At 43.3% G+C, this 20,850-nt stretch carries 22 protein-coding genes; 7 read left to right on the top strand and 15 right to left on the bottom strand.

The features are described 5' to 3' along the window. Positions 1-168 precede the first annotated feature (168 nt). Together ACX9NY_RS05380 and ACX9NY_RS05375 are read left to right on the top strand one after the other, a co-directional pair. The gene (locus ACX9NY_RS05380; protein ID WP_339256004.1) at positions 169-777 is read left to right on the top strand and encodes a CPBP family intramembrane glutamic endopeptidase; all 609 of its coding nucleotides are present in this window, start codon (positions 169-171) and stop codon (positions 775-777) included. A 23-nt stretch (positions 778-800) separates the two neighbouring features. Continuing rightward, positions 801-1,547, top strand: coding sequence for a MerR family transcriptional regulator (locus ACX9NY_RS05375; RefSeq protein ID WP_339256005.1), 747 nt, complete (start codon positions 801-803; stop codon positions 1,545-1,547). Between the two features lie 229 nt (positions 1,548-1,776). On the opposite strand, the gene ACX9NY_RS05370 is transcribed toward ACX9NY_RS05375, so the two are convergent. The 3 genes from ACX9NY_RS05370 to ACX9NY_RS05360 form a co-directional block, all read right to left on the bottom strand. Continuing rightward, positions 1,777-3,129 (bottom strand): glucoamylase family protein, encoded by a 1,353-nt coding sequence (locus tag ACX9NY_RS05370; RefSeq protein ID WP_472477418.1) that lies wholly within the window; start codon positions 3,127-3,129, stop codon positions 1,777-1,779. Between the two features lie 407 nt (positions 3,130-3,536). Then, the gene (locus ACX9NY_RS05365) at positions 3,537-4,604 is read right to left on the bottom strand and encodes an ankyrin repeat domain-containing protein (RefSeq protein ID WP_472477416.1); all 1,068 of its coding nucleotides are present in this window, start codon (positions 4,602-4,604) and stop codon (positions 3,537-3,539) included. Between the two features lie 29 nt (positions 4,605-4,633). After that, positions 4,634-5,419, bottom strand: a complete 786-nt coding sequence (locus ACX9NY_RS05360) for a hypothetical protein (protein ID WP_472477414.1) — start codon at positions 5,417-5,419, stop codon at positions 4,634-4,636. A 185-nt stretch (positions 5,420-5,604) separates the two neighbouring features. Between ACX9NY_RS05360 and ACX9NY_RS05355 the strand changes: the two genes are divergently transcribed. Beyond that, on the top strand, positions 5,605-6,585 hold the full coding sequence (locus tag ACX9NY_RS05355; RefSeq protein WP_472477412.1) for a serine hydrolase domain-containing protein: 981 nt from the start codon (positions 5,605-5,607) through the stop codon (positions 6,583-6,585). 97 nt (positions 6,586-6,682) lie between these two features. Here the strand turns inward: ACX9NY_RS05355 and ACX9NY_RS05350 are convergent, their stop codons facing one another. Then, on the bottom strand, positions 6,683-7,705 hold the full coding sequence (locus ACX9NY_RS05350; RefSeq protein ID WP_472477410.1) for a serine hydrolase domain-containing protein: 1,023 nt from the start codon (positions 7,703-7,705) through the stop codon (positions 6,683-6,685). A gap of 176 nt (positions 7,706-7,881) precedes the next feature. After that, the gene (locus ACX9NY_RS05345) at positions 7,882-8,613 is read right to left on the bottom strand and encodes a DUF1361 domain-containing protein (RefSeq protein WP_472477408.1); all 732 of its coding nucleotides are present in this window, start codon (positions 8,611-8,613) and stop codon (positions 7,882-7,884) included. 263 nt (positions 8,614-8,876) lie between these two features. Between ACX9NY_RS05345 and ACX9NY_RS05340 the strand changes: the two genes are divergently transcribed. Together ACX9NY_RS05340 and ACX9NY_RS05335 are read left to right on the top strand one after the other, a co-directional pair. Beyond that, positions 8,877-9,518 (top strand): spore coat protein, encoded by a 642-nt coding sequence (locus ACX9NY_RS05340; RefSeq protein WP_472479215.1) that lies wholly within the window; start codon positions 8,877-8,879, stop codon positions 9,516-9,518. Between the two features lie 242 nt (positions 9,519-9,760). After that, on the top strand, positions 9,761-10,714 hold the full coding sequence (locus tag ACX9NY_RS05335; protein ID WP_472477406.1) for a hypothetical protein: 954 nt from the start codon (positions 9,761-9,763) through the stop codon (positions 10,712-10,714). A gap of 99 nt (positions 10,715-10,813) precedes the next feature. On the opposite strand, the gene ACX9NY_RS05330 is transcribed toward ACX9NY_RS05335, so the two are convergent. Both ACX9NY_RS05330 and ACX9NY_RS05325 read right to left on the bottom strand, forming a co-directional pair. Further along, positions 10,814-11,749 (bottom strand): sigma-70 family RNA polymerase sigma factor, encoded by a 936-nt coding sequence (locus ACX9NY_RS05330; RefSeq protein WP_472477404.1) that lies wholly within the window; start codon positions 11,747-11,749, stop codon positions 10,814-10,816. A gap of 33 nt (positions 11,750-11,782) precedes the next feature. Continuing rightward, the gene (locus ACX9NY_RS05325) at positions 11,783-12,229 is read right to left on the bottom strand and encodes a carboxymuconolactone decarboxylase family protein (protein ID WP_339256030.1); all 447 of its coding nucleotides are present in this window, start codon (positions 12,227-12,229) and stop codon (positions 11,783-11,785) included. A 405-nt stretch (positions 12,230-12,634) separates the two neighbouring features. Between ACX9NY_RS05325 and ACX9NY_RS05320 the strand changes: the two genes are divergently transcribed. Next, positions 12,635-13,678, top strand: a complete 1,044-nt coding sequence (locus tag ACX9NY_RS05320) for an aromatic ring-hydroxylating dioxygenase subunit alpha (RefSeq protein WP_339256032.1) — start codon at positions 12,635-12,637, stop codon at positions 13,676-13,678. 224 nt (positions 13,679-13,902) lie between these two features. Here the strand turns inward: ACX9NY_RS05320 and ACX9NY_RS05315 are convergent, their stop codons facing one another. Then, complete coding sequence (locus ACX9NY_RS05315) at positions 13,903-14,700, bottom strand: cupin domain-containing protein (protein ID WP_472477402.1); 798 nt, start codon at positions 14,698-14,700, stop codon at positions 13,903-13,905. A gap of 151 nt (positions 14,701-14,851) precedes the next feature. Beyond that, a complete protein-coding gene (locus ACX9NY_RS05310; RefSeq protein WP_472477400.1) occupies positions 14,852-15,901 on the bottom strand; it encodes a leucine-rich repeat domain-containing protein in 1,050 nt (349 codons plus the stop codon). 108 nt (positions 15,902-16,009) lie between these two features. Here ACX9NY_RS05310 and ACX9NY_RS05305 point away from each other — a divergent pair, with 108 nt between their 5' ends. After that, positions 16,010-16,327, top strand: a complete 318-nt coding sequence (locus tag ACX9NY_RS05305) for a hypothetical protein (RefSeq protein ID WP_339234942.1) — start codon at positions 16,010-16,012, stop codon at positions 16,325-16,327. A gap of 96 nt (positions 16,328-16,423) precedes the next feature. Here the strand turns inward: ACX9NY_RS05305 and ACX9NY_RS05300 are convergent, their stop codons facing one another. From ACX9NY_RS05300 to ACX9NY_RS05275, 6 genes are read right to left on the bottom strand one after another with little or no spacing between them, the layout of a single operon-like run. Beyond that, positions 16,424-17,035: an SMI1/KNR4 family protein gene (locus ACX9NY_RS05300; protein ID WP_472477398.1), complete on the bottom strand. Its 612-nt coding sequence runs from the start codon at positions 17,033-17,035 to the stop codon at positions 16,424-16,426. Further along, positions 17,035-17,478, bottom strand: a complete 444-nt coding sequence (locus ACX9NY_RS05295; RefSeq protein WP_472477396.1) for a hypothetical protein — start codon at positions 17,476-17,478, stop codon at positions 17,035-17,037. Before ACX9NY_RS05295 ends, ACX9NY_RS05300 begins: the two co-directional genes overlap by 1 nt. 32 nt (positions 17,479-17,510) lie before the next feature. Beyond that, complete coding sequence (locus ACX9NY_RS05290; RefSeq protein WP_339234952.1) at positions 17,511-18,812, bottom strand: hypothetical protein; 1,302 nt, start codon at positions 18,810-18,812, stop codon at positions 17,511-17,513. Between the two features lie 20 nt (positions 18,813-18,832). Further along, a complete protein-coding gene (locus tag ACX9NY_RS05285) occupies positions 18,833-19,567 on the bottom strand; it encodes a hypothetical protein (protein WP_342570493.1) in 735 nt (244 codons plus the stop codon). A 44-nt stretch (positions 19,568-19,611) separates the two neighbouring features. Then, positions 19,612-20,172 carry a hypothetical protein gene (locus ACX9NY_RS05280; protein WP_342570494.1) on the bottom strand — a complete coding sequence of 187 codons (561 nt, stop codon included), beginning with the start codon at positions 20,170-20,172 and terminating at the stop codon, positions 19,612-19,614. Beyond that, complete coding sequence (locus ACX9NY_RS05275; RefSeq protein WP_339234959.1) at positions 20,169-20,819, bottom strand: hypothetical protein; 651 nt, start codon at positions 20,817-20,819, stop codon at positions 20,169-20,171. Before ACX9NY_RS05275 ends, ACX9NY_RS05280 begins: the two co-directional genes overlap by 4 nt. Between the last annotated feature and the right edge of the window lie 31 nt (positions 20,820-20,850).

Genomic DNA, 20,850 nt, shown 5'->3' with positions numbered 1-20,850 from the left:
GTGAATTACGAACCTCCTCCTCGTTGCAAAAGAAACATATTGTGATCACCGAGCAAGAATTCAAACTTTTGTTATGAGTAGCTGATCATATTTTGATAAAAAAAGCTGTTGCGGAGGACGTTACGTCACAATCTACAATGAAAAAAATGTGATAAAGGAGTTTTCATTATGTCTGAGACCTATGCAAAGGAACATTACAAAATACTGTTGATCGCATTACTAACGCAATCAGCCTTTCTATTTATTGGATTTATTTTTATTGGTTTATTTAAGTGGGGAGAAATGTTGCCATTTATAGCTTCCTTATTCATACCGAACAAGATTAGTTTATTATCCGTAATCATCATTGGTCTTATTGCCAGTCTTTTTATTACTACGATTGTCCTAATTACATTTATCAGAACAAGAACAGAACTCCCTAAAACCGAAGGGTCAGATATGATTAAAAAAATAATGATCCAACCAAGTGGTATAGCTTTAACAGCGATAGGTGGTATATTTGAAGAATTCTTTTTTAGAGGGGTCCTGATCGGATTATTTATTGGATACTCTTTGTTCGTGGATTGGATCGTCATTCTAATAAGCACTTTTCTATTCTGGATAATACACGTTCCTCAATATAGAGGAGCTACGGGTGTCCTTATCGTTGTGTTTGTAAATGGTTTGATTTTTGCTCTACTCTTTTATTTTACGGGGTCGTTAATTCCCCCAATCCTTGCCCATGTCATTTATAATATTTCTATTGGAATTATTCTGGCACGAAAATACAAGAACTGATTATTTGAAAAGAGGGACGTTAGATGCAATTAACAGTGAGTAAATTTGCAAAGCTGGCGGGCACAACAGTCCGTACGTTAAGACATTATCGACAACTTGGCATATTGGTTCCCTCACAAAAGAACGAAAATGATCATCATGTATATATAAATGAGGATTTTAAAAGGCTGCATGAAATTCAATTGTTGCAAAATCTAGGACTTTCATTAAACGAGATTAAAGCCGGTTTGGATAATCCGCAATATTCTTTTGATGAAATAATTAAAGTTCAAGAACAATCGCTTAAACATAGGAGAAAAGCTATTGATTGTTCTTTGGCATTAATTAAACGAATAAAACGGTTAAAGGAAAAAGATCAATTCAATGAATTAAACTCAGAATTGCTCATGCTACTTATGAACTCGATGCGTGTTGAGGAGGACCAAAAAAAGCTACTTCGAAATTATGTTTCTGCGGATATTATTGAAAAGGTGTTCCCAGAGGATATCTCTAAGCAAACTTACTTGGATGAACAATTATCCAATCTGGTATTGCTTGTCCATCGAGCTACCCTACACGATCTTAAACCAGATCATCCTTCCATACAGCAACAGTTGAAGGATATCATTACAAATACCCAATTAAATCAACTGATTCTCCATGACGAAGAAAAGAACGAAGAACTTTATATAAACGTAAAACCCTATGAGTCGTTGATCCCTAAGCATACCATGGATTTTTTGACAGAGGCATTTGAGGTATTAAATACGAAGAAAAATTCTTCTCTATAGGATCTTGATAACGACCAATACAACTCTAAGTCATTGCATCATTCATGAGAGAAACCACTCCTTTCACCCAGCCTAAACATCTCAAGTTTACCGGAAGGCTCTTGGCGGTTCTCGCTACGGATAGGAGGTTTGGAACTAAGAAACGGTTCGACAAACGCAAACGGAACGAAGCAGAAAACACGCTGCTTCGTTCCGTTCAAACAATCGGTATGGCAAGTTTTCCTCCCCTTTATTGAATAGAAAACACTTCTTTTTTCAACAATTCTTCTGGCGTCTGCCCTATCACATCACTGTGAAAATAATCGCGTATAACGCCGTCTTGAAGATAGTTAGCGATCGACACCATAATCATCCCTTGATCCAGTGCCAGATAAGCTTTTGCGAGTTCTCCCGTTTCAACATTGACTGAGTCATAGAACCCATACTTGCCAAACATTTTGAATTTTTTTAAAGCTTTAATATTCTTTCGAACAGCTTCAGGGGCATAATCGAGGGCAAGGAATGTTGCGTGTGCTGTAACCGTTGCTCCATCTTTATAACCTGAGGTCCCTAACGGCGTTGCTGCAAACTCACTGTAACCTGTCGGCGTTGCAGAAGGTGAACCCCCCCATGCGGCATACCCTTTTTCTTTGGCATATTCGATCTGCAATTCAACATGACGCTGGTTGTTCAATCCCAAAGCTTGAGTACCTAGGTCTTTTTCCTTTATAACCATACCGGGCATAAGAGCTTCAAACATACTGCCTCCCCAACTTGGCACGAACTTTTTATCCTTGTATACATAACTTCCTTCAAACACATCCACTCCATCGTACTTAACGGATTTGCCTTGAGGAATCTGAGCTTGCCAATCCCATTCTTGAGGTAATGTGCGATACATCTTCCACCAATGCTCTTGGGGAACATCACCTTTCCCAATGGCAATATAGCTGCCTACACGTGGTTCCGTGTAAAACATTCCATAATGGTGATCCGTCAGTGCACCTTTAGCCACATCATAGCCTCCGCGGAATTGACCGACTTCAGGATCATATAACGGAGTATAATTCATATTTTCGACCAACTCGCTTGTTGCCCCATGAAGTTCTTCATAGGCTTGCCCAACAACAATTAAACCAGCGGATAACCAGCCATTATCGACTTGGGATATAAATTGTCCCCAATCTTTCTTCACTGTACCGTCATCTGTGTTATACCAGTTATAAAATAGGCCGTTCCACTTTTCTAACTTTTCGAGGGAATTGATAGTCGTTTGCAGGCGATGTACTGCTTCTTTCTTCGAAATGATACCCAATTGTTGCGCTGAAACGGTGCTCATCATATACATGGCGATGTTCGTGGGCGAGGTACGTTTAGCTTCTTCTGTCCCTTTTTCAGTGAGCCGAACTTCATCGTAAGTCAAGCCAGTGTTCTGATCCGTATAATCCTCAAAATACGAATAGGTTTTATATGCAATCGCTTTCAATTCTGCTCGAAATCCAATTAAATTGCTTGATTCACCTGCTAAGGCCATCGGACTTAAAGCTAGATTAGCGAACAGACAAAAAGTTAAAATGAAGCTGAATAGTTTTACTTTTTTCATGATGTTCTCCCTTCAAATGAATTCGAAACGTTTCGTGTATATGTTATCATAAATTTCCCATTTCCGTAAACAAGAAAATAAAACGCTTACAAATTCTGATTATCATAAAGATAATTTATAAATATAAATTCGAAACGTTTCATTAAATAAGCCAAATTTCATTTTCATTGGAACTGAGTTGCTCTAGTTCAGGATGGGGATGGGTGAGATGATATCAAAGCAGTATTCATGGTATTTGTCGCCACGGTTATAACATAATTCGGTATTTTACCATTTAAAACTTATCAGACACCATCATACTTTTTTTCATACGAAAATTTTCCTATATTAACATGTTCATAATAGTAAAGAACCTCTTCCATTATGATCATAGGAAAGAGGTTCATGGAATTCTCGTGTTACTCCATCTAATTCAGGATATCCTCTATAGCTGTATCTGGATTTAACATGAACTCTTCAAAGGTAGCTATCGTTCCATGTTCTTGATGTTCAATATCCGCATATCCCATCATTTTTTTGCTCGGATTCCAGACAATCAGGATATGTGAGTATTGATCGATATCCGAAGAAATACGCAGTAGCTTCTGTCTGCCCATCTTCATCTCTACGGTATCGATCAGATGAAAGAATTCTATATATCGGATGCCTGATTCACTATCTGGCAAGTCTATTCTTCGGGGTCCACTAGTTAGAAAATCAATAAGTTGCTGTGGAAGTTTATAAGACTTCAATGTATGCAATTTGTTGCTCATATCATGAAATTCTTGAGGTTCATTCCCCTTTAGGTATTCAGCCATTTCTTCATTTTTCTGACTCATTGCGATCGTGTACGCTCGCTCTCCATCCTTCTCCTGAATGGTCACATCTGCTCCCTGGTCCACCAGATATCGAACCATCTTCATGTTATTAAGTCTTGCAGCTACCGTGAGAGGTGTCGCCTTATACGGGTATACCATATCCGGTTCATTGTAATTGACATCCACTCCTTGATCCAGCAAGTACTGAATTGTCTTCATATCGTGATCTGCTACTGCCTTGCGTAACGTTTTGCCTCCATATTTACGAATATCCAACCCCAGTTCATTCAGCACGGTTATATTCTTTTTGTTACCATAGTAGGCTTCATCATATGCACTGGATTTGACCCGATTAAGTCCATTTAACTTGGCACCTTGCTGGTACAGGTATCGCACCATTTCTTCTCCACAATATCTAACCGCCTTCAGGATCGCCGGATTATTTTTCACATTCAGGTTAACTCCATGCTCGACCAACAACTTAACCACTTCCAGTTGATTGCAGATTAAGGCAAGGTCGAGCGGCGTTAATGCTATGTATTTACTGAGTGTAATCTCTTCCTCAAGGTCCATGCCCTGCTTAATGAATTGTTCTACAGCACCGGTGTCTCCCTCATATATTGCCCTAGCTTGATCAGGAAGCGTTTCGAACGATCCTTGATTTCCGATTTTGAACAAAGGTGTACCCTCCTAATGTTTAATTACTTTTACATTACGATCAGCCTTGTTTTCATACTCCTAGCTATCAGTATACCTGCAACAATTTGAATAATTAATGACAGAACAGACAATCTCCAATCAAGAAGTATCAAAAGAGGAGAAAACATCATGCTGAGTTTAAGAGATGATTCCAATTTCCCTCTAATATATAACTCACCATTCTTCCAGACTACAACAACCGCGAATAAAAACATTACACTTAGCGATGTTGTTACAAAACTAGTTCCTAAAAATAATCTGTTCCATACACTGTTCTCTAATAAGGCAAGCAATAGGAACCCTATAGTAACAAAGAACAACAAAATAATAAGTAAAATGGGTTTCAAGGGTCTGTATAAACGAAGAATGGAATCAAAATCATCGCCCGAAACATCTTGAGATTCTATTTTATTTCTTTGGCTATCTAACTTCCTAATTTCAATTTTCATAAAACTCATAATCGTTACTAGGTTGGCAACATCTTGCCTAGTGTAATACTCTCTTATCAAAGCGCGTATATCTTCGGAAAAGTAAGAACTACACTCACCAAATTTATCGTATAAGTTCTGAAGCACTCCTGCGTTGGCGGGTTGAGCTAAAATACTAGCTATGGCAGCCTCAACTTTAATGTATGAATCCATCCGCTTCTGAATCCTCGCCAGTTTATTTTGATTATCTCTTTCAATCATGACTTTAAACTCTTTATAAAGCCAGATAATAGCTGTACAAACAATAGTGGTAACGATTGAGAATTCAGGATTTGCCTTAAAATAAGTCAGTAACTGTTGAAGCATGATATACCACCCTTACTTCTGAAATATACTACTCACATGATGAACTCGCAGCTTTTACAAGCTGATTTTTCAAGCAAAACATTTACGCTTGTTGAGCCCTACCTCGGGAATATGCTAAGATAATGGACACCTATTTCTACAAAATTCAAAATTCTATTACAAATCAACCGTACAGAAAGGACACTATGAATCCTTCATTACTGTCATCCAAGTTACAACAGATCATTCCACCGCTGGATCTGCGAAGCTGCCTCGTCAGTGTACGCGGTGAGCTTATGTACGAACACTACCGCAACCAAGAGGCTGCGACCGATATTGCAAAAATCAATTCCTGTACCAAGAGTGTGCTATCCGCACTCATCTGTATAGCGATGGATAAAGGCTTGTTGCCAGAGGCATCAGCCCCAATCTCTACCTTTTTCCCACAGTTGACATCCGATCCTGACCCGCGTAAGCCAGCAATCACACTGGAACAACTACTCACCATGACAGCTAGATTCAACTGGGATGAGTTCGGCGGGCAGAATTCATTTCCTCGCATGACCCGCACCGATCATTGGGTGGATTTTGCGTTGGAACAACGGTTAAGTCATGTACCGGGTACACATATGGAGTACAACTCAGGAGTATCACAGATCCTATCCGCTATTCTGATGCAAAATGTAGGTATGAACGTAGCCGCGTTCGCAGAACGTTATCTTTTCGACCCACTGGGAATTAAGGACTATGAATGGGAAAGTGACCCACAAGGTGTTCATACTGGCGGATTCGGTATGAAGATGTTGCCCGCAGATCTGCTGAAATTCGGCCAGCTCTTTTTACAGCAAGGGATGTGGGAGGGTGAATCTCTCATTTCTAGTCATCTCGTTACCCGTTCAACGCAGCCATTCATTACAGTCAGCCCACCTAATTACGGCAGTTATGCTTGGCATTGGTGGGTCGATGTCTATCCGAATGAAAGGTCTGTTGCCGAAGATATTGCTGCTGAGAACGACAGACCCAACCTCCATTATTATTACGCGCGAGGATTTGGTGGTCAGTATGTATATATTGTCCCTGAGCTGGAACTTGTTACGGTGTTAACCAATGACAAACGAAAGAAAGAGAAACCTCCACTGGATGTTTTCCCTCGATTAATCGCCCCTGAGCTATGGAAAATGCTATAAATGCAGGCCGCTCTTTTATGTTGTTGGACCAATGGTTAGACCAATGAACCCCCAACCTATGAAGGCTTAACCAGCCCATAGGCTGAGGGTTTATTCGTCATACGAATGCCTCTTCGATGGCAACCGTGATTGGATACGGACCAGACTCTTGATTCGAGAGCACAACCAATTGTAGATCATAGTCTGGATACACGGAAGACATGAACGATACCCCTGGATCAAACCCCATGACATGAAATTTCAAAATCCCTTCCCCCTTGCGGTCAATCCAGATCCCCTGCCCATAATACTCTTCATCCTCTTGATGAGCATGTGGAGTTAATAACTGCCGTGTTGTCTCAGCATTCAGCAATTGGTGACCCCGCAAAGCATCCCAAAATCGAACCATATCCGGTGCCGTAACATAGGCTCCACCATCTGATCCACCTTTGACAGGAATGGAGAACATATTGGTGTTCCAAGAGCCATCTTCATGATCGATATACCCTAAAGCGGTGTTTCGCGGAAGCTGATCTGTTACGAAATAACCGGAGTCCTTCATGCCACACGGTTTGAAAATGTGCTCTTCCACATAATCTGTAAACGACAGTCCTGAATGTTGTTCCACAATAAGCCCCAGCACAATGAAACCCGCATTGTTGTAGTGAAAACGTTCACCCGGAGCAGACTTCATCGGCAGCTGCTGAAACATGGGCAGAAAGTCACTTAATCGCCGCATCGCGTAGACGGGTCTCTCTTTCCACAATTCCGAAAAGTCTTCCATCACTTCTTCATCGAAATAATCTGGAATACCCGACGTATGTGTTAACAATTGATGAATGGTAATTCCTTCGTCCCACTGCGGAAATTCCACATTCAACACATCCGTAAGCTTGGAATCAGCAGATAACTTACCCGCTTCAATGAGCTGGCATATACTCACTGCCGTGAAGATCTTACATCCTGATGCAATGCCGAACCGTGTATCCACCTGATTGGCAAGCTCTTCACTGCGATTCGCATAACCACGTTTCATATTCAAAAGGGTTTTCCCGCCTTGTTGGAGTAATACAACACCCGAAAAATTGACGCGTTCCATGACTTCTTCTACCTTTGTTGTCAGCTCTAATACATTCAACATTTTGTTGTTCACCTACTTGTCTATGTATTCATTACATTCTCATTCTTAATTCTTCGTTATATCCTGCATACCTGCCAAATTTCCATAAAAAAAGAAGAGTTACCCCCTTATAAAAGGAAATATCCCTTCTTCATACAAGGTAAGACTAAGTTGAACAAAGTATACCTAAATGCTGTTCAATCACTTGTTCCACTCGTTTTATACCTTGGAATTCCTGCACTACTCTTCATATCACGGAGAGACCTCGTATTAATCAGATAATATAGTGTGGCATAGATTGTGATGATAAACGTGCCAAAGAAAAGGCAAAATGCAAGAGACGGGCGGCTTACACTTTCGTGCATCAGCTCAATCAGCGTCTCGCGATTCGTCAGTGCATCCCAGCTATTCAGTCGATATACACGTCCAAGCAATACTCCATAACTTCCCAAAGCACAGCCTGCGAGTACAAAGATCCAAGATGCCCAGCGTCCGATTCGGTGATAGATCACTTCCTGAAGCTGATACATGGACAAGAAGCCAAGCAGGAGCCCCGTCCAGACAAACATTAAAACAACACTCAAGTCGTACCAATAGGTGTAGTCCACTCCATTTCCACCATAATACCGGGAACTTCTCGCTGTCAGATGAACCAAATCCGTAACAATGTAAGAAGAGTTGGGGAAAAACAATAACCACAGCAGCCCACTTGCGACTGCAAGCCATCCGGCACCTTTCCATTTCACATCAGATAGCAGATAGGATGCATAGGAGAACACAAAAGGAATCCAGCCCAAAAACAGATTCCAGATCAGGAAGCGGAAATAACGCTGATCCAGCCAATCTGCGGCTACATAGTACAAGCCCAGCGTTACGGCTGTGACCATACTAAGGAAAATAAATATGCGAATATAGTTCAGTTTTCTCAATGATTCTGACCTCACTTGATAAGATTTCATTTCATTGCCGAAAAGCGATGAATTCTTCCTTATTCTTTTCAACACGTAAATTCAATCCACAGTTATCCTACTACACCCCAATCGGTCTCCTTCAACTTAATCTCGATCAAACCTGTTCCTATTTATGCTTACGCTTTTATCCATACGTATTACATAATTTCACTACTCTCCAAGCATACTAGAATCATACCATTTACCAAAGGAGAATCAAATTACCAATGAATCCAAATTCGATGAACCCTCAAAATGCAATGCAGCACAGCTTGAATACAAATCCAAATATCAGCCCTAACATGAATCATGGCGGTCATGAGATGTTCGATGTACACGAGATTTTGTCCTCCACCATTAACGTGCTGGATCAATATATGATCTTCCGTTCATTCGTGCAAAGCCAGGAACTGATTGGCATTCTGGACCGGCAGTATAACTTCATTTTATCCCAGTACAATCTGACAGCAGAGTGTTTTGCATCCGGACAGAAGCCTCATCAAGAGACGGCAACCTACATGATCCCCAACATCGTACCGCCGGTATATGGCCTTAAGCCATCAGCACCGAAAAAGCCAAACCAGAGCCTGGCTGAAGTAAAGGATGCCGGGATTAGCGGTCATATGCTGGGACTCATTAAATCACATGCGAGTCTACTCGGCATGTCCTGCAGCGAGATCACGAATGGAACGGTTCGCCGTGTCATCGCTTCACAGATCCAGCATTTTATCGAGATGGCCTATGAGATTTTCATGTTCCAGAATAAAAACGCCTATTATCAAGTCCCTCAACTCACTGCAAGTGATACACAACAGATGCTTCAGGCATACATCCCAGCAACAGGAGCACCTCAGATGCCTAACAGCAATAAACCACTTCATTAAGTTAGAACATAAAGTCTGAAGACCCAGAACAGTCTCTTCAACCCATTTGGGTTTTAGGGGCTGTTTTTTGGTTATTTACAATCATTTTCCTACTGAAGACTCTTGATTCGGTTACCAGAAACTGGTTTAATCAATGACAAACACGTACATAGTCAACTTACGGATCATACATATAGAATACGGTGAAATGCCGTTATATGAGAATTCAAATGGCTTTTTCTTCATTATGGGGAGGTATACGAATGAGATGGAAGCAACCTGCTAAACTTGGTTTACTGGCTATGGCTCTCGGCTGTACTGCTATTGGCTCAACACTTGTGACCTCAACAACACTGGCTGCACCTGTTCCCACTTCCAAAGCGGTGTATCATCAATTCCAAACGTATCGAACGGAAGCAGTGAAATCCACAGCAAGTGTGGTTAAAGCACGTAAATATCTAATGAATCATATCGACAAAGTCGGTCCTTGGCAGGCAACATTAATGACGCTGCAATTGGAGAATATGCAGAATATGAAGCTGGCGGATATGGATCACCAAATGTATACGGAACAGATTCAACAAGCCCTATCTCAAGCCCATGAACAACTTGGTTACGAACAGAAGCTTACATATAGTCGTCTTCTGAAGGAAATTAAAGATCCGTCAGTGAGGAAGGTTCTGCAGGAAGCATCTGATCTCGGATTCAAACTGGAAACCAGTGAAGGCTTGTATTACCCTATCATCAATTATGAGATCTACCAAAAGTTCAAACCGTTTGTTAAGGCTGATATCGCTGCATACATCGACATTATGGCTACCGAATCCAATCAAATGACAACTGCAGATGCTGGCATTATCATCTCTTGGAATGAATTAATTCAGCGTATATTGGAGAAAGAGGCCTTTCTGAACAACTTCCCGAATTCCAATCGCACCTCAACAGTGAAGCAGTGGTTATTTGTAGAATATCTTTTTTACGGAAGTGACAACACGCCTGTATATGATTGGTACACGGATGAAGAAATCCGCACCATGGACCCTGAGGTGAAAAAAGCTTACGAGAAAGCTTTGGCTAAGCGGGAGCCCAATACGGAGAGTGTTCTTCTCGATACCATGGAAAAGATTTTGCAGGTTCTGAATCAGAACAATGATGAGCTTACACCTGAAGTCCGAGCAATCATTGAACCTGTTCAACAACAATTTGCCCTTGATTAACCCGGATCGAGAAAAGCCAAATACAAATGCAGAAAAGCGGCACACCTTCTGAACGAGGTTGCCGCCTTTTTGCATTACATACCACACCTTACGTTTGGATCAAAGAGATGAAGTGTCAATTGATGTAAGTTTGTTCGGATTAACGACGAGATAAATGCCCTCAATCCGCTCTCCTGAAGGGTCCAACCCCAAACAGAGCACCTCGGACAATTGTCCTTCTTTCATCAATGCAAGTTGAAGTTCACCATTCATCCACATCGGTACCCATTCTCTTTCACGCAATCGCGTTAGGACCCGCCGTGAGGTCAGAAGGGCAAGCACGCCTTTGTGAACGCTCATCGTTCTCATCACAGTATGCACAACGCCACCGCCGTCTGCTGTAAATACAGGCTGATCTGCCAGTAACTCGAGCATCGCAGCGATATCATAACGAAGGAAAGCCGTTGTAAAACGGCTGATTAATTCACCCTTCGCTATCATATCGGCATCACTCTGCTCGATTGGTGGAAGTTTTTCAGGCAAGTTCCGTCTGGCTCGGCTAAAGATTTGACGGCAGTTACTCTCCGTTTTGCCCAGCCAATCCGCTATTTCAGAATAGTCATACCGGAAAGCTTCACGAAGTACAAAAACAGCCCGTTCAACAGGCGAGAGCCGCTCCAACATGACCAGATAGGCATAGGAAATCATCTCTTTCTTCTGCATCGTTTCCTCTGGTATGTTTCCCGCCTTACTGTCTGCTATCGGTTCCGGAAGCCACTCTCCAACATAATTCTCCCTCTGGTTGCGGGCAGAATTGAGCAGGTTCAAACTTCGGTTCACCACGAGTCTGGCGATATAAGACTTCGGATTACGAATATCTTGAGTAGCATTGCTCTGAATCCCCGCAAAACAATCTTGAACCATATCTTCAGCTTCTACCACACTGCCAAGCATGCGATAAGCGATTGAAAATGCATAATTTTTATACCGTATATACAGCTCACCAACATCCAGAGAAGACACTTCTGGTTCATTGGCGTGAAGATTGGAATTCATAAGAATGGCCTCCTCTGGCATGGTGCATGTATTTTAGTTAAAGCAGCCCGGATACATCCCTGTTGTAATCGCAATCCGGTTCCAGTTGTTAATTGTGTTAATGGCCAGGATCAGATCCACCAGTTCGGCTTCACTGAAATGTTCACGAACCTTATCGTACAACGCAAGGGGTACACCATGTTCCGAGATACGGGTCACCGCCTCAGCCAGCTCCAGCATAACACGTTCTTGATCCGTGAAGAAAGACACTTCACGCCACACACTCAGCAATAGAATATGATCCGCATAATCACCCAGTTTCATCAGATCTTTGGCATGCATATCTAGACAAAAGGCACAGCCATTGATCTGGGACACACGGATTTTTAACAACTCATACAATACTTTATTTTCGAATTGCCCGGATATATACTGCTCCATCGCCATCATCGCTTTAAAAGCGCCTGGACTCACTGCTCTGTAGTTGGTTCTTAAATTCATTTCATTCGCCTCCATCATTTGGTTTACATACTGTAGACAAACGACGGCCGGGATCTGTGACATACTTTACGAAAATATTTTTATTCCCACAAGAATGGTTGCTCAACTAACAGATATAACACTGAGATTCTAACAAAACATCTCCATACAGCCATCCATCAGTTAAAGAAATAACATGCCTAGACGTTGTTTTCTTTTCCTACATATAACATCTAATGTAAAGCAAACTCGAAAATTTCCGTGTTCATGTACGGTTTTTGCTGTACCGTTTGTGATTTAAACCAAAAATAGGTTGGATATATTGATACTTTGACTATAAGAGTAGTAACATACGGCTAATAAAGTTAACTTTTCTAACATAATAAAGAGAAATGTTTATTCATATTGGTAAGGAGTGTTTTTACTATGATAACTTCCAACGCAAACCCTAATACGTCCGAATTGCCTAGAGGTTGTACATTCACCGCTGAAGACTGGCATGTATTATCACAATATTGGTATCCGGTAGCACAAGCTACCGAAGTAACAGACAAACCACTTGCTGCTCAATTACTCGATGTGAAGCTGGTTCTCTATCGTAGTAATGATCAGGTTGTCGTAGCCAAGGATCTTTGTTTCCACCGCGGGGCCCCACTTAGCAAAGGCTGGGTAGAAAATGGTGAGATTGTCTGCCCTTATCACGGCTTCCGTTATAATTGTGAGGGTAAATGTACCGCAGTACCTGCACACCCAAGCTCCAAGATCTCGCCTAAGCTCAAACTTATTGTGTATCCCGCAGTTGAACGTTATGGTTTAATCTGGACCACTTTGGCGGGAACGGAAGAACAGATCCCCTCCTTCCCTGGATGGGATGATCCGGAATATATCAATATTTTGCCACCCAACTTTGATATTGCCGGTTCTTCTGGGCGACAAATGGAGGGATTCCTCGATGTATCCCATTTTGCCTATGTGCATACGGAAACGTTTGGTGACAAAAACAACACAGAAGTCCCTCAATACAAAGTGAAACGTGAAGGTAATGAGTTACTGGCCGAGTATTGGAGTACGGTGAGCAACTATGGCAAAGGGCAAGATCTTGTTGCTCCAGAAGGTTTCCAATGGTTGCGTGAGTTTCGGGTATTCCCGCCTTTTGCGGCTTCGCTGACGGTACATTTCCCAGGAGACGACAAGCTGAATATTCTGAATTGTGCTTCGCCGATCTCTGCTCGGTATACCCGTCTATTCTGTCCAATCACACGCAACTTTGACAAAGACGCTCCTATTGAAGACACAATCAAGTTTAATTTGCAGGTATTCGAAGAAGATCGCGAGATGGTCGAGTCACAGAAACCGGAGGATCTGCCCCTTGATCTGCATGCCGAGGCCCACATTCCCGCTGACCGTACTTCAATTGCTTATCGGCAATTACTAACGGAAATTGGTTTGGGACGAAATTACACATCGTAAGTAGGTGTCTCAGATTCTTTAGACTTCTGGGCACGCTTTTAATCCTTGATTAAGAAGCCTACGATTCGTTAGCGCCTCATGCTTAGCTCTAAACACGGCTTTTCGCAAGTATGAAGACACCTGCAATCAAGAAAAAGAAGCGTTCGCTAAGGAACGCTTCTTTTTCTATACCTTATTTAACTGAAGTACCTATGTGTACTATATAAACCTTGCCTAATAAACCGTCATCTTTCCTCTTGATTATTCGTATTCACAGGAAGCTCTCTATAATACGGACAACCCGGTTCGTGGATGATACGTGGATCGACCCAAGTACCCCAGTATGGAAGACGGTTTACGTAAGGTTGCATATTGGGCTGAGTATTTGGCGGCATGTTTGGTTGCATGTTGGGCTGTGCATTGGGCTGCATGTTTGGTTGTACATTAGGCATTACGTACGGCTGATGATTCACATTCGGAGCACTGTTAGAGATAGGGGCAGTGGACGTCATACAATCTGCCGGCGGGCCAATAATCACTGTTTTTTGAATGGGGGCCAGCGCTTCTTGAACTTTTTTCTCGTCCAGACAGTACGTATAAGCCAGAAGTTTGGCAGGTGTAAGTCGCAAGATGTCTGAACCAAATATCGCTTCAGGCACGGGTGCATCGAAGATCGCCAGTAAATGCGTATGATCTGCAGTAGCCACTTCATAATGCCACCAGCCTTGAGGTACATTCGCCACTTGCCCCGGAGTAATTGGGAAATGAAGCAACTCATTGGTGAACGGATTGATGAGGGACACAACGGCAGAACCGCTGATGCAATATACCAGTTCGGTCGCATTCTGATGAATATGTGGTTCAACCACATTGCCTGTGTTAAGGAAAATATCCAGTAAGGAAGTATTGCCCAGTGTGTTTAACTGGTTGATGGAGAGAGAGTTAATATAGTTGTCCTCATCCTTCTTGAATAACGGATTGTTGCTTAAATCGTAAGTAAATTGGGTGGTTGGTAAAGTATAATCCATGGTTGAGGTTGCCAAAATAAAACGCCTGCCCTTCGCTCTCGGTTTAGGTCATAACCTATATATCAGCTTATGCCCAGTACCCAGAGACGTGAGCCCATTTCTGCCAATTTTTTATCGCATAACTAATATCCCTGACTCGGATACACGGAGCAGGGATATTTGGCTATTATAATTCTTTTTCGTCGGAGATGTCCTCCCAACTGATCCCTAATGGAGTACTGTCCAGATTTACACTCTGAAGCCATGTCATCCGCTTGACTATGTCCGGCATACCTTCGATTAAACTATTCGTTATACTCAGATACCGCAGTTTCTTCAACTGCTCCAGTTCGGGTGGGATTTCACGAATGCCAGAGTAACTTATATCCAGACTCACAAGTTCACTCAATTCGCCAATCTCGGCTGGAATATGTTTCAGACCCAGATCCGACTTCTCCTTCGGCTTCCACCCGGTAGGAACATGATAAGAACTACCGCAATAAATTCTAAGCTCTCGAAGTTGTTTCAATTTTCCAATGTCTTGGTGAATGCCTTCCAAATCCGCTGTCATGATCTCCAATTCTTCCAATGATGTCAGTTCAAAAAGGGCTGGAGGAAGCGTATATACATCCTGCTCAAAAATCGTCAAACGTTTCAAATGTGTCAATTCCCGAATTCGTTCCGGAATCTCTTTCAAGAAATGTGAACTAATATTCAGCACATCAGCCTGATGCATGATGGCATCGTCCAACAGTCGATGAATATCTCTCTGACGACCTAACTCGAAGAACAAGCCTGGAATACGCTCCATTAGCTCAATTGCTTCTTCTTGTGTAATGTGCATGCCATACATATGCTCATGAGCAACCGTGTAGAAGTAATCGCTCCCATCCTCTTTCAGAAAACAAAGATCATCCGGCAATGACGGATATAACCAGTCATGAAAGCGATTGGCTTCCTCCTTAAGGACCTGCCCGGAATCAGGCGTGCACCGATATATGTAATAGATGCCCTCTGAGTACATCGCGCCGCTTTGCATCATCATTTCTTCCATCGTACTCTTTTCAATCAGATACGGCTCAAGTCTTTGTAACACTTTGGCAACCCTCTCAGGTGTATCTCCCTCAACATACTTTCGGTCAACCAACATAAAACGATCTGTCTTCTCGATCAATTCGTCAATCAACAGTTCATAGGCAGTTCCACTTGGATCGGTGTGAAAAGCTACAGCTACCATAGGTTCCCCCTCATGACTCTATATTGATTAATCTTCAATCTTCTGTATCACCTGCAACCATTGTGGCATAGGCTGATATCATCAATCCAGTTATTGGAGGCTTGTTACATGGCATACGGCCCTGGTTCAGTATCATCCCCGCAACCTGCGGGTTATCCTTACCCTTATTATCCACCACCACCGGCACCCTACCCTTACCCTTATCCCTATCCATACCCGCCCGTCGTTCCTGTTCCACTGCCATTTCCGATTGGTGGTCCTTGGTGGCATGGTGGCTATCCCGGCGGTGGTTACCCCGGTGGACACCCTGGTCATTTCCCAGGAGGTGGCTATCCCGGCGGACCTCACGGCGGTCCAGGTGGTCCAGGTGGACACGGAGGACCTCCAGGCGGAGGATTTCACGGACATCGTTTTTTTCAGTGGTAAACATGTGATTCATTCAAAGTCCAGGTTCAGATCAGATGAAGAAGCTGCTTCAGCAGCTTCTTTATTCATCTAGAACTATCCTCTAATCGTTTAGAGCTAATATGTGATCTCATCCATCACCTTCAGATTTCGGTTCGACATGCTGAGGAGATCCGTGAAGGTAGGGGTTAGATAATAGACAAAATCTGGATCATGTACGTACATAATAATCTGCCCATACGTCCCCTCCTCCGTTGGATCGAAATCGAGCATCAGATATAATGAACCTCCTGCGATCGTTGCAAATGGAATCCATGGTTTGTGGAACAGGTATGGCTTGATCTCCGGGTCCAACTGGCTGATCTCTTCCGCAGAATAATACTCTTCCAGCTTCTCATCCACTTCACAGAAATATTGTTTGGTCTCTCGAATATCTTCCAATGACATCAGATAAAATGGCGTACAACGCCCAGCCTCAGCATCACCTGGGTACAGCACATGCAACCCGTAGCCACTGCCATCTTTGCCTTTGTAAAAAGTACGAAAATCAGCAGGAAATCTAATCCCATACTCCTTTTCGAACAAATCGAGACTTTCTTCGTATGCCCCATCCCGATGCTGATACTCTTCAAACAATTTGCGAATCTCTTGATCCTGTATTTTTTCATCAAGCAATCGATTCAGCTCGTCCATAAGTACGTTTAATGTTACATTCGACTCCGGTTTCACTAGGCCTCCCCTTTCTTAGCTCCGCCATTCCCTTCTTGCACATATTGATGATATTCCCAGAATGCTTCTTCCTCTCCACCACCCTCGATCAGGATCATGACTGCGTAAGATAACAAATTAAGCCATTGTTCCATCAACACTACCTGCTCGTCCGAGATGAGATTGTTGCTGCGGAGCATGCCCTCGGGTTCAACAGCCCAGGCACGTGCCATGTGAGTAATTCCCCATAGACAAGCCATGACTTCCCGATCCAGTGTAGGCCGCGCAAGTTCTGGTGCCAGAACCCGTAATATCTCCATCAATTCATGAAAATTCTCCTCAATCAAATGTCCACGAAAGGGACGCAGACTGCCAGTAAAACCGTTCTGCATCTTGGGATGACTCAGATCATCATAGGAAAAAGCATGACATTTTAATAACATTACAGCCTCTTCACGTTCCATGCCTTCACCCCTAACCAGCTCATCATGCTACCTCACCAACGCAGAGGTTCTTCTCCACGCCACAATACATACCGCTCTAACTCACGTAGTGTACCTGTGCCGATCCCATACTCGTCCATCTCGTTGGAATGAAGATTGAGCACATGCAACATGCCACCATAGGTACCTACTGCCAACTTGGACTGCTCAGGGGATACAGCCAGAGAATAGATCGTACTGCCCACAAAATGACGCCATACTTCCTCACCCTCGCCATTCACACAGTACAGGTAACCATATGCATCTCCAAGCACCATGCCCGCCTCTATTTCCACTGCCGCATACACACGTGCATTCTCATCCATGACTGGCCAGTCTTCCTTCGTTTCGTTACCTGGTATATCTTCCAGCGGAACCTGTATCGTGACCCCATTATAGAAATGACATGCGTTAAACCACACGCTCTGCTTAGCACTCATGAATGCGGCATAATGAGGGTAACTCGATTCCGGATAGAGGGAGTAAGTTTTGTTCACCTGACGGTCCATCACCATATGATTGCTCCCTTGGCTACCATAGGCAATCCATCGGCCATCCCGAGATACCGCTGCATGTCCCATATCTATCTGTGTATCCTCTAACTCATACTCTTCGATCTCTGCCAGATCGGGATGAAGCAAGGTCACCTCAGCTTGTGTGACCAGATATATCCCATATCGTGATTGTATGAGTAGTGCTCTGCCTGCATCCATAGGGATAAGTCCCTCAAGTGTCCGTTCGGGATGCTCACAGTCCGCAAGCGATTCGATCCGAGGAAAGGAAGACTGTATCCGGGCTTGAATATCCTCCCAACGATATGTTGCCAACTCCTGTCCTTCCAACCTGCGATCAGGCTGACGGATGACACGAATCCCATCCGGTCCTGCAAGCGCATAGTCCAATCCGTCTGATGAACACCCTGCAAAAGTATACGAAGGAATCAACTGCCATCCGTGCTGATCCATCGTATAGACCTGACCCTTCTCCGTGAAGATACCCGTATTACATACACACGTTTCCTCATTCAGATAACCTACAACTTTGACCGCTTGCATGGAAGACTGAAAGGCCTCGCTCAATGGCCATGTTGCTGCGGGCAGCTCACGTCGGAGCACCTCCAAGTCACCGTGGAGATTGGCTTGTCTCACCATATGGAGCACTTTAGTACTCATTCCGCTTCTGGAGTCTCCCTCCAGCTCGGCTTCGTCTGGTTGCTCTCCCTCCATGCTTCTCCTTACAAATGCATTGACATCCCTTGCATAACGCTTGCCTTCATTGCGCCATTGTTCCGCGATGTCTTCCTTTAACCAACTCATCTGTTCCCCTCCACCCTAACCTATTCATATGCCGTGCAATGATGTGCTTGCAAAAACAGACTGATATCGTTATCTGTGGCCTCTTCAGTACCGCTTTTTTCTTCATAAAATAAGGCAACTTCTCTCCCCGTTGCATAGTTAAAACGTACGTATCCGCCCATTGACGCCATAAACAGCTTGCACATGTATTCATTCTCCAACACAGCGTCCCACTCGTATTCCGTTTTACACTTCTCCGCCAGAGCCTTCATTGAAATTCCCTGTTCCAGACCTGTAAAGTGGTAAAACGTATGTTTCCGCAGCTCATTCCACGGTTCATAGTATCGAGGCGTTATCGGTGTATCCTGATGGTAATACCCACAATAGATCCGATCCAGCGTTTTGCCAAATTCAGTCTCCGAGCATGTCCATAAGGTGATATTCTCATCATGACGCGGTAGCCATAACAGCCCCTCAACTTCCGGATGAACAGCAAGGAAATCTCCATCTACAGAACTGCCGATGGTAATGCACTGCTCAAGTTGATGCTGACTTATAGGCGATTCATCCGTATGTATCCAAAAATCATATTCAACAAAAGGCTTCAACACTTCCGGGTCCGGTCTTTGCACATTCATCCAGCCCGTGTATGTGCCTTCCCCATATTGTTCAATCCAGTTACAGTATGACAAAGGTAGTGAGATGGCATGCTGTTGTTCAAAGTGATCCAGTTCCTCTGCTGGAACCGGCTTAAGTGCACGGGATACGATATACATTGTTTTGGCATCTCCCATCTCAATTTGGTTCATTCGTTACAGATCTAAGCCAGTTCTTCCTGTACAATGTCAGTCCAGACCCCTTTACGATTCAGAATACGAATGGCAAAGGCATCATATCCATCACGTTTGACCTGATCAAAATGCATGCGCTCTCCCGTAATCAGTTCATATGCACCATTTTCATCTACATCTTCGCCGAACTCTTCATCCCAAGGCACATTGTAGTAGGCCGTCAATTCCACTTCAAAGATGTCCTCTCCTTCAACATCCAGATAAGGGCGAAGAGGTCTGTCACGTAGTGTTTCTTCCGAATAGGTCTCACATAACATGGCATCATATCCGTGCTTGGCGGCATCAATGAGCAGATAACGTTCACCTGTGACGGTATGCTCCGCATATACAAGAAGCGGTGTCGAATCATGCCAGGTAATCAGATCATCTTCCGTCAAGTCACCATAATAAAAAATATGGAATTTATCATGACCATCACTCGTTAGAAGCTTGCCTTTCCACTCCACTTCCTCGGACTTAACGTCCTCTTCTTTTCTTGTCAAACCTTCCAGATATACAGGTCCGTGTTGTACACCATACTCATTCATCATCTCGCCTCCGATTTGTTCATTCGAATAGTAACTACTTTGTGCTCCTCATCCACCGTCAGTTTCACATCGATGTTTAGCTTGTCACGGAATAGCGCTGTAATATTGATATAAGGATCGCGAGCAGCTTCGCTGCCACTCCCACTGGTACGGCTCATTCCCTGATGAATTATGGACTTCACCAATTCGTTATCCGCTTTGCCAGTATTATCGTAGGTATAGACGATCTGCCCATCCTGATCATACAGATTTAAGACCGTTGAGAAGTCATTGGCATTCTCGTACTTTCTCTCGGTCTGCACGTAGTTATGGTCCGTATGTTCATAGTTCACAGTACCATCCAGATATGGATTGTCCCCACCGGGCTTCACTTCATACTCCCGATAGGCCAGATTAAACAGGTATTGGATATGACTCATATCGATCCGGTAATAAAACTGACGGTTATCCTCTTGTTTATCCATCGCTGCAAAACTGTTAATCAGCGGCCAGGCTGCATAGGACTTGCCATTCACATCAACCGCGAGAGCATAGTCAGATAAAACTGTCTGTTTTTGAAATACACCATAAGTCTGTAAAATAAAATAAGCCGGAATCATCAACATACCCAGAATGATTGCAAAAATAGTTAATTTCAATCGTAGTTTCATGTTTTACTCTCCCTTGCAGCGTTAACGCTTC

The organism is Paenibacillus sp. CB74 (assembly GCF_055687625.1).
The sequence above is the reverse complement of the archived record's forward strand: the minus strand, read 5'-3'. Positions and strand labels throughout refer to the sequence as shown.

Bases quoted from the DNA above. Each gene is read 5' to 3' on its own strand.
- ACX9NY_RS05380 (WP_339256004.1), top strand. From the start codon at position 169: ATGTCTGAGACCTATGCAAAGGAACATTACAAAATACTGTTGATCGCA.
- ACX9NY_RS05375 (WP_339256005.1), top strand. From the start codon at position 801: ATGCAATTAACAGTGAGTAAATTTGCAAAGCTGGCGGGCACAACAGTC.
- ACX9NY_RS05370 (WP_472477418.1), bottom strand. From the start codon at position 3,129: ATGAAAAAAGTAAAACTATTCAGCTTCATTTTAACTTTTTGTCTGTTC.
- ACX9NY_RS05360 (WP_472477414.1), bottom strand. From the start codon at position 5,419: ATGCTTCAACAGTTACTGACTTATTTTAAGGCAAATCCTGAATTCTCA.
- ACX9NY_RS05355 (WP_472477412.1), top strand. From the start codon at position 5,605: ATGAATCCTTCATTACTGTCATCCAAGTTACAACAGATCATTCCACCG.
- ACX9NY_RS05350 (WP_472477410.1), bottom strand. From the start codon at position 7,705: ATGTTGAATGTATTAGAGCTGACAACAAAGGTAGAAGAAGTCATGGAA.
- ACX9NY_RS05340 (WP_472479215.1), top strand. From the start codon at position 8,877: ATGAACCCTCAAAATGCAATGCAGCACAGCTTGAATACAAATCCAAAT.
- ACX9NY_RS05335 (WP_472477406.1), top strand. From the start codon at position 9,761: ATGAGATGGAAGCAACCTGCTAAACTTGGTTTACTGGCTATGGCTCTC.
- ACX9NY_RS05330 (WP_472477404.1), bottom strand. From the start codon at position 11,749: ATGAATTCCAATCTTCACGCCAATGAACCAGAAGTGTCTTCTCTGGAT.
- ACX9NY_RS05325 (WP_339256030.1), bottom strand. From the start codon at position 12,229: ATGAATTTAAGAACCAACTACAGAGCAGTGAGTCCAGGCGCTTTTAAA.
- ACX9NY_RS05320 (WP_339256032.1), top strand. From the start codon at position 12,635: ATGATAACTTCCAACGCAAACCCTAATACGTCCGAATTGCCTAGAGGT.
- ACX9NY_RS05310 (WP_472477400.1), bottom strand. From the start codon at position 15,901: ATGGTAGCTGTAGCTTTTCACACCGATCCAAGTGGAACTGCCTATGAA.
- ACX9NY_RS05305 (WP_339234942.1), top strand. From the start codon at position 16,010: ATGGCATACGGCCCTGGTTCAGTATCATCCCCGCAACCTGCGGGTTAT.
- ACX9NY_RS05295 (WP_472477396.1), bottom strand. From the start codon at position 17,478: ATGGAACGTGAAGAGGCTGTAATGTTATTAAAATGTCATGCTTTTTCC.
- ACX9NY_RS05290 (WP_339234952.1), bottom strand. From the start codon at position 18,812: ATGAGTTGGTTAAAGGAAGACATCGCGGAACAATGGCGCAATGAAGGC.
- ACX9NY_RS05285 (WP_342570493.1), bottom strand. From the start codon at position 19,567: ATGTATATCGTATCCCGTGCACTTAAGCCGGTTCCAGCAGAGGAACTG.
- ACX9NY_RS05280 (WP_342570494.1), bottom strand. From the start codon at position 20,172: ATGATGAATGAGTATGGTGTACAACACGGACCTGTATATCTGGAAGGT.
- ACX9NY_RS05275 (WP_339234959.1), bottom strand. From the start codon at position 20,819: ATGAAACTACGATTGAAATTAACTATTTTTGCAATCATTCTGGGTATG.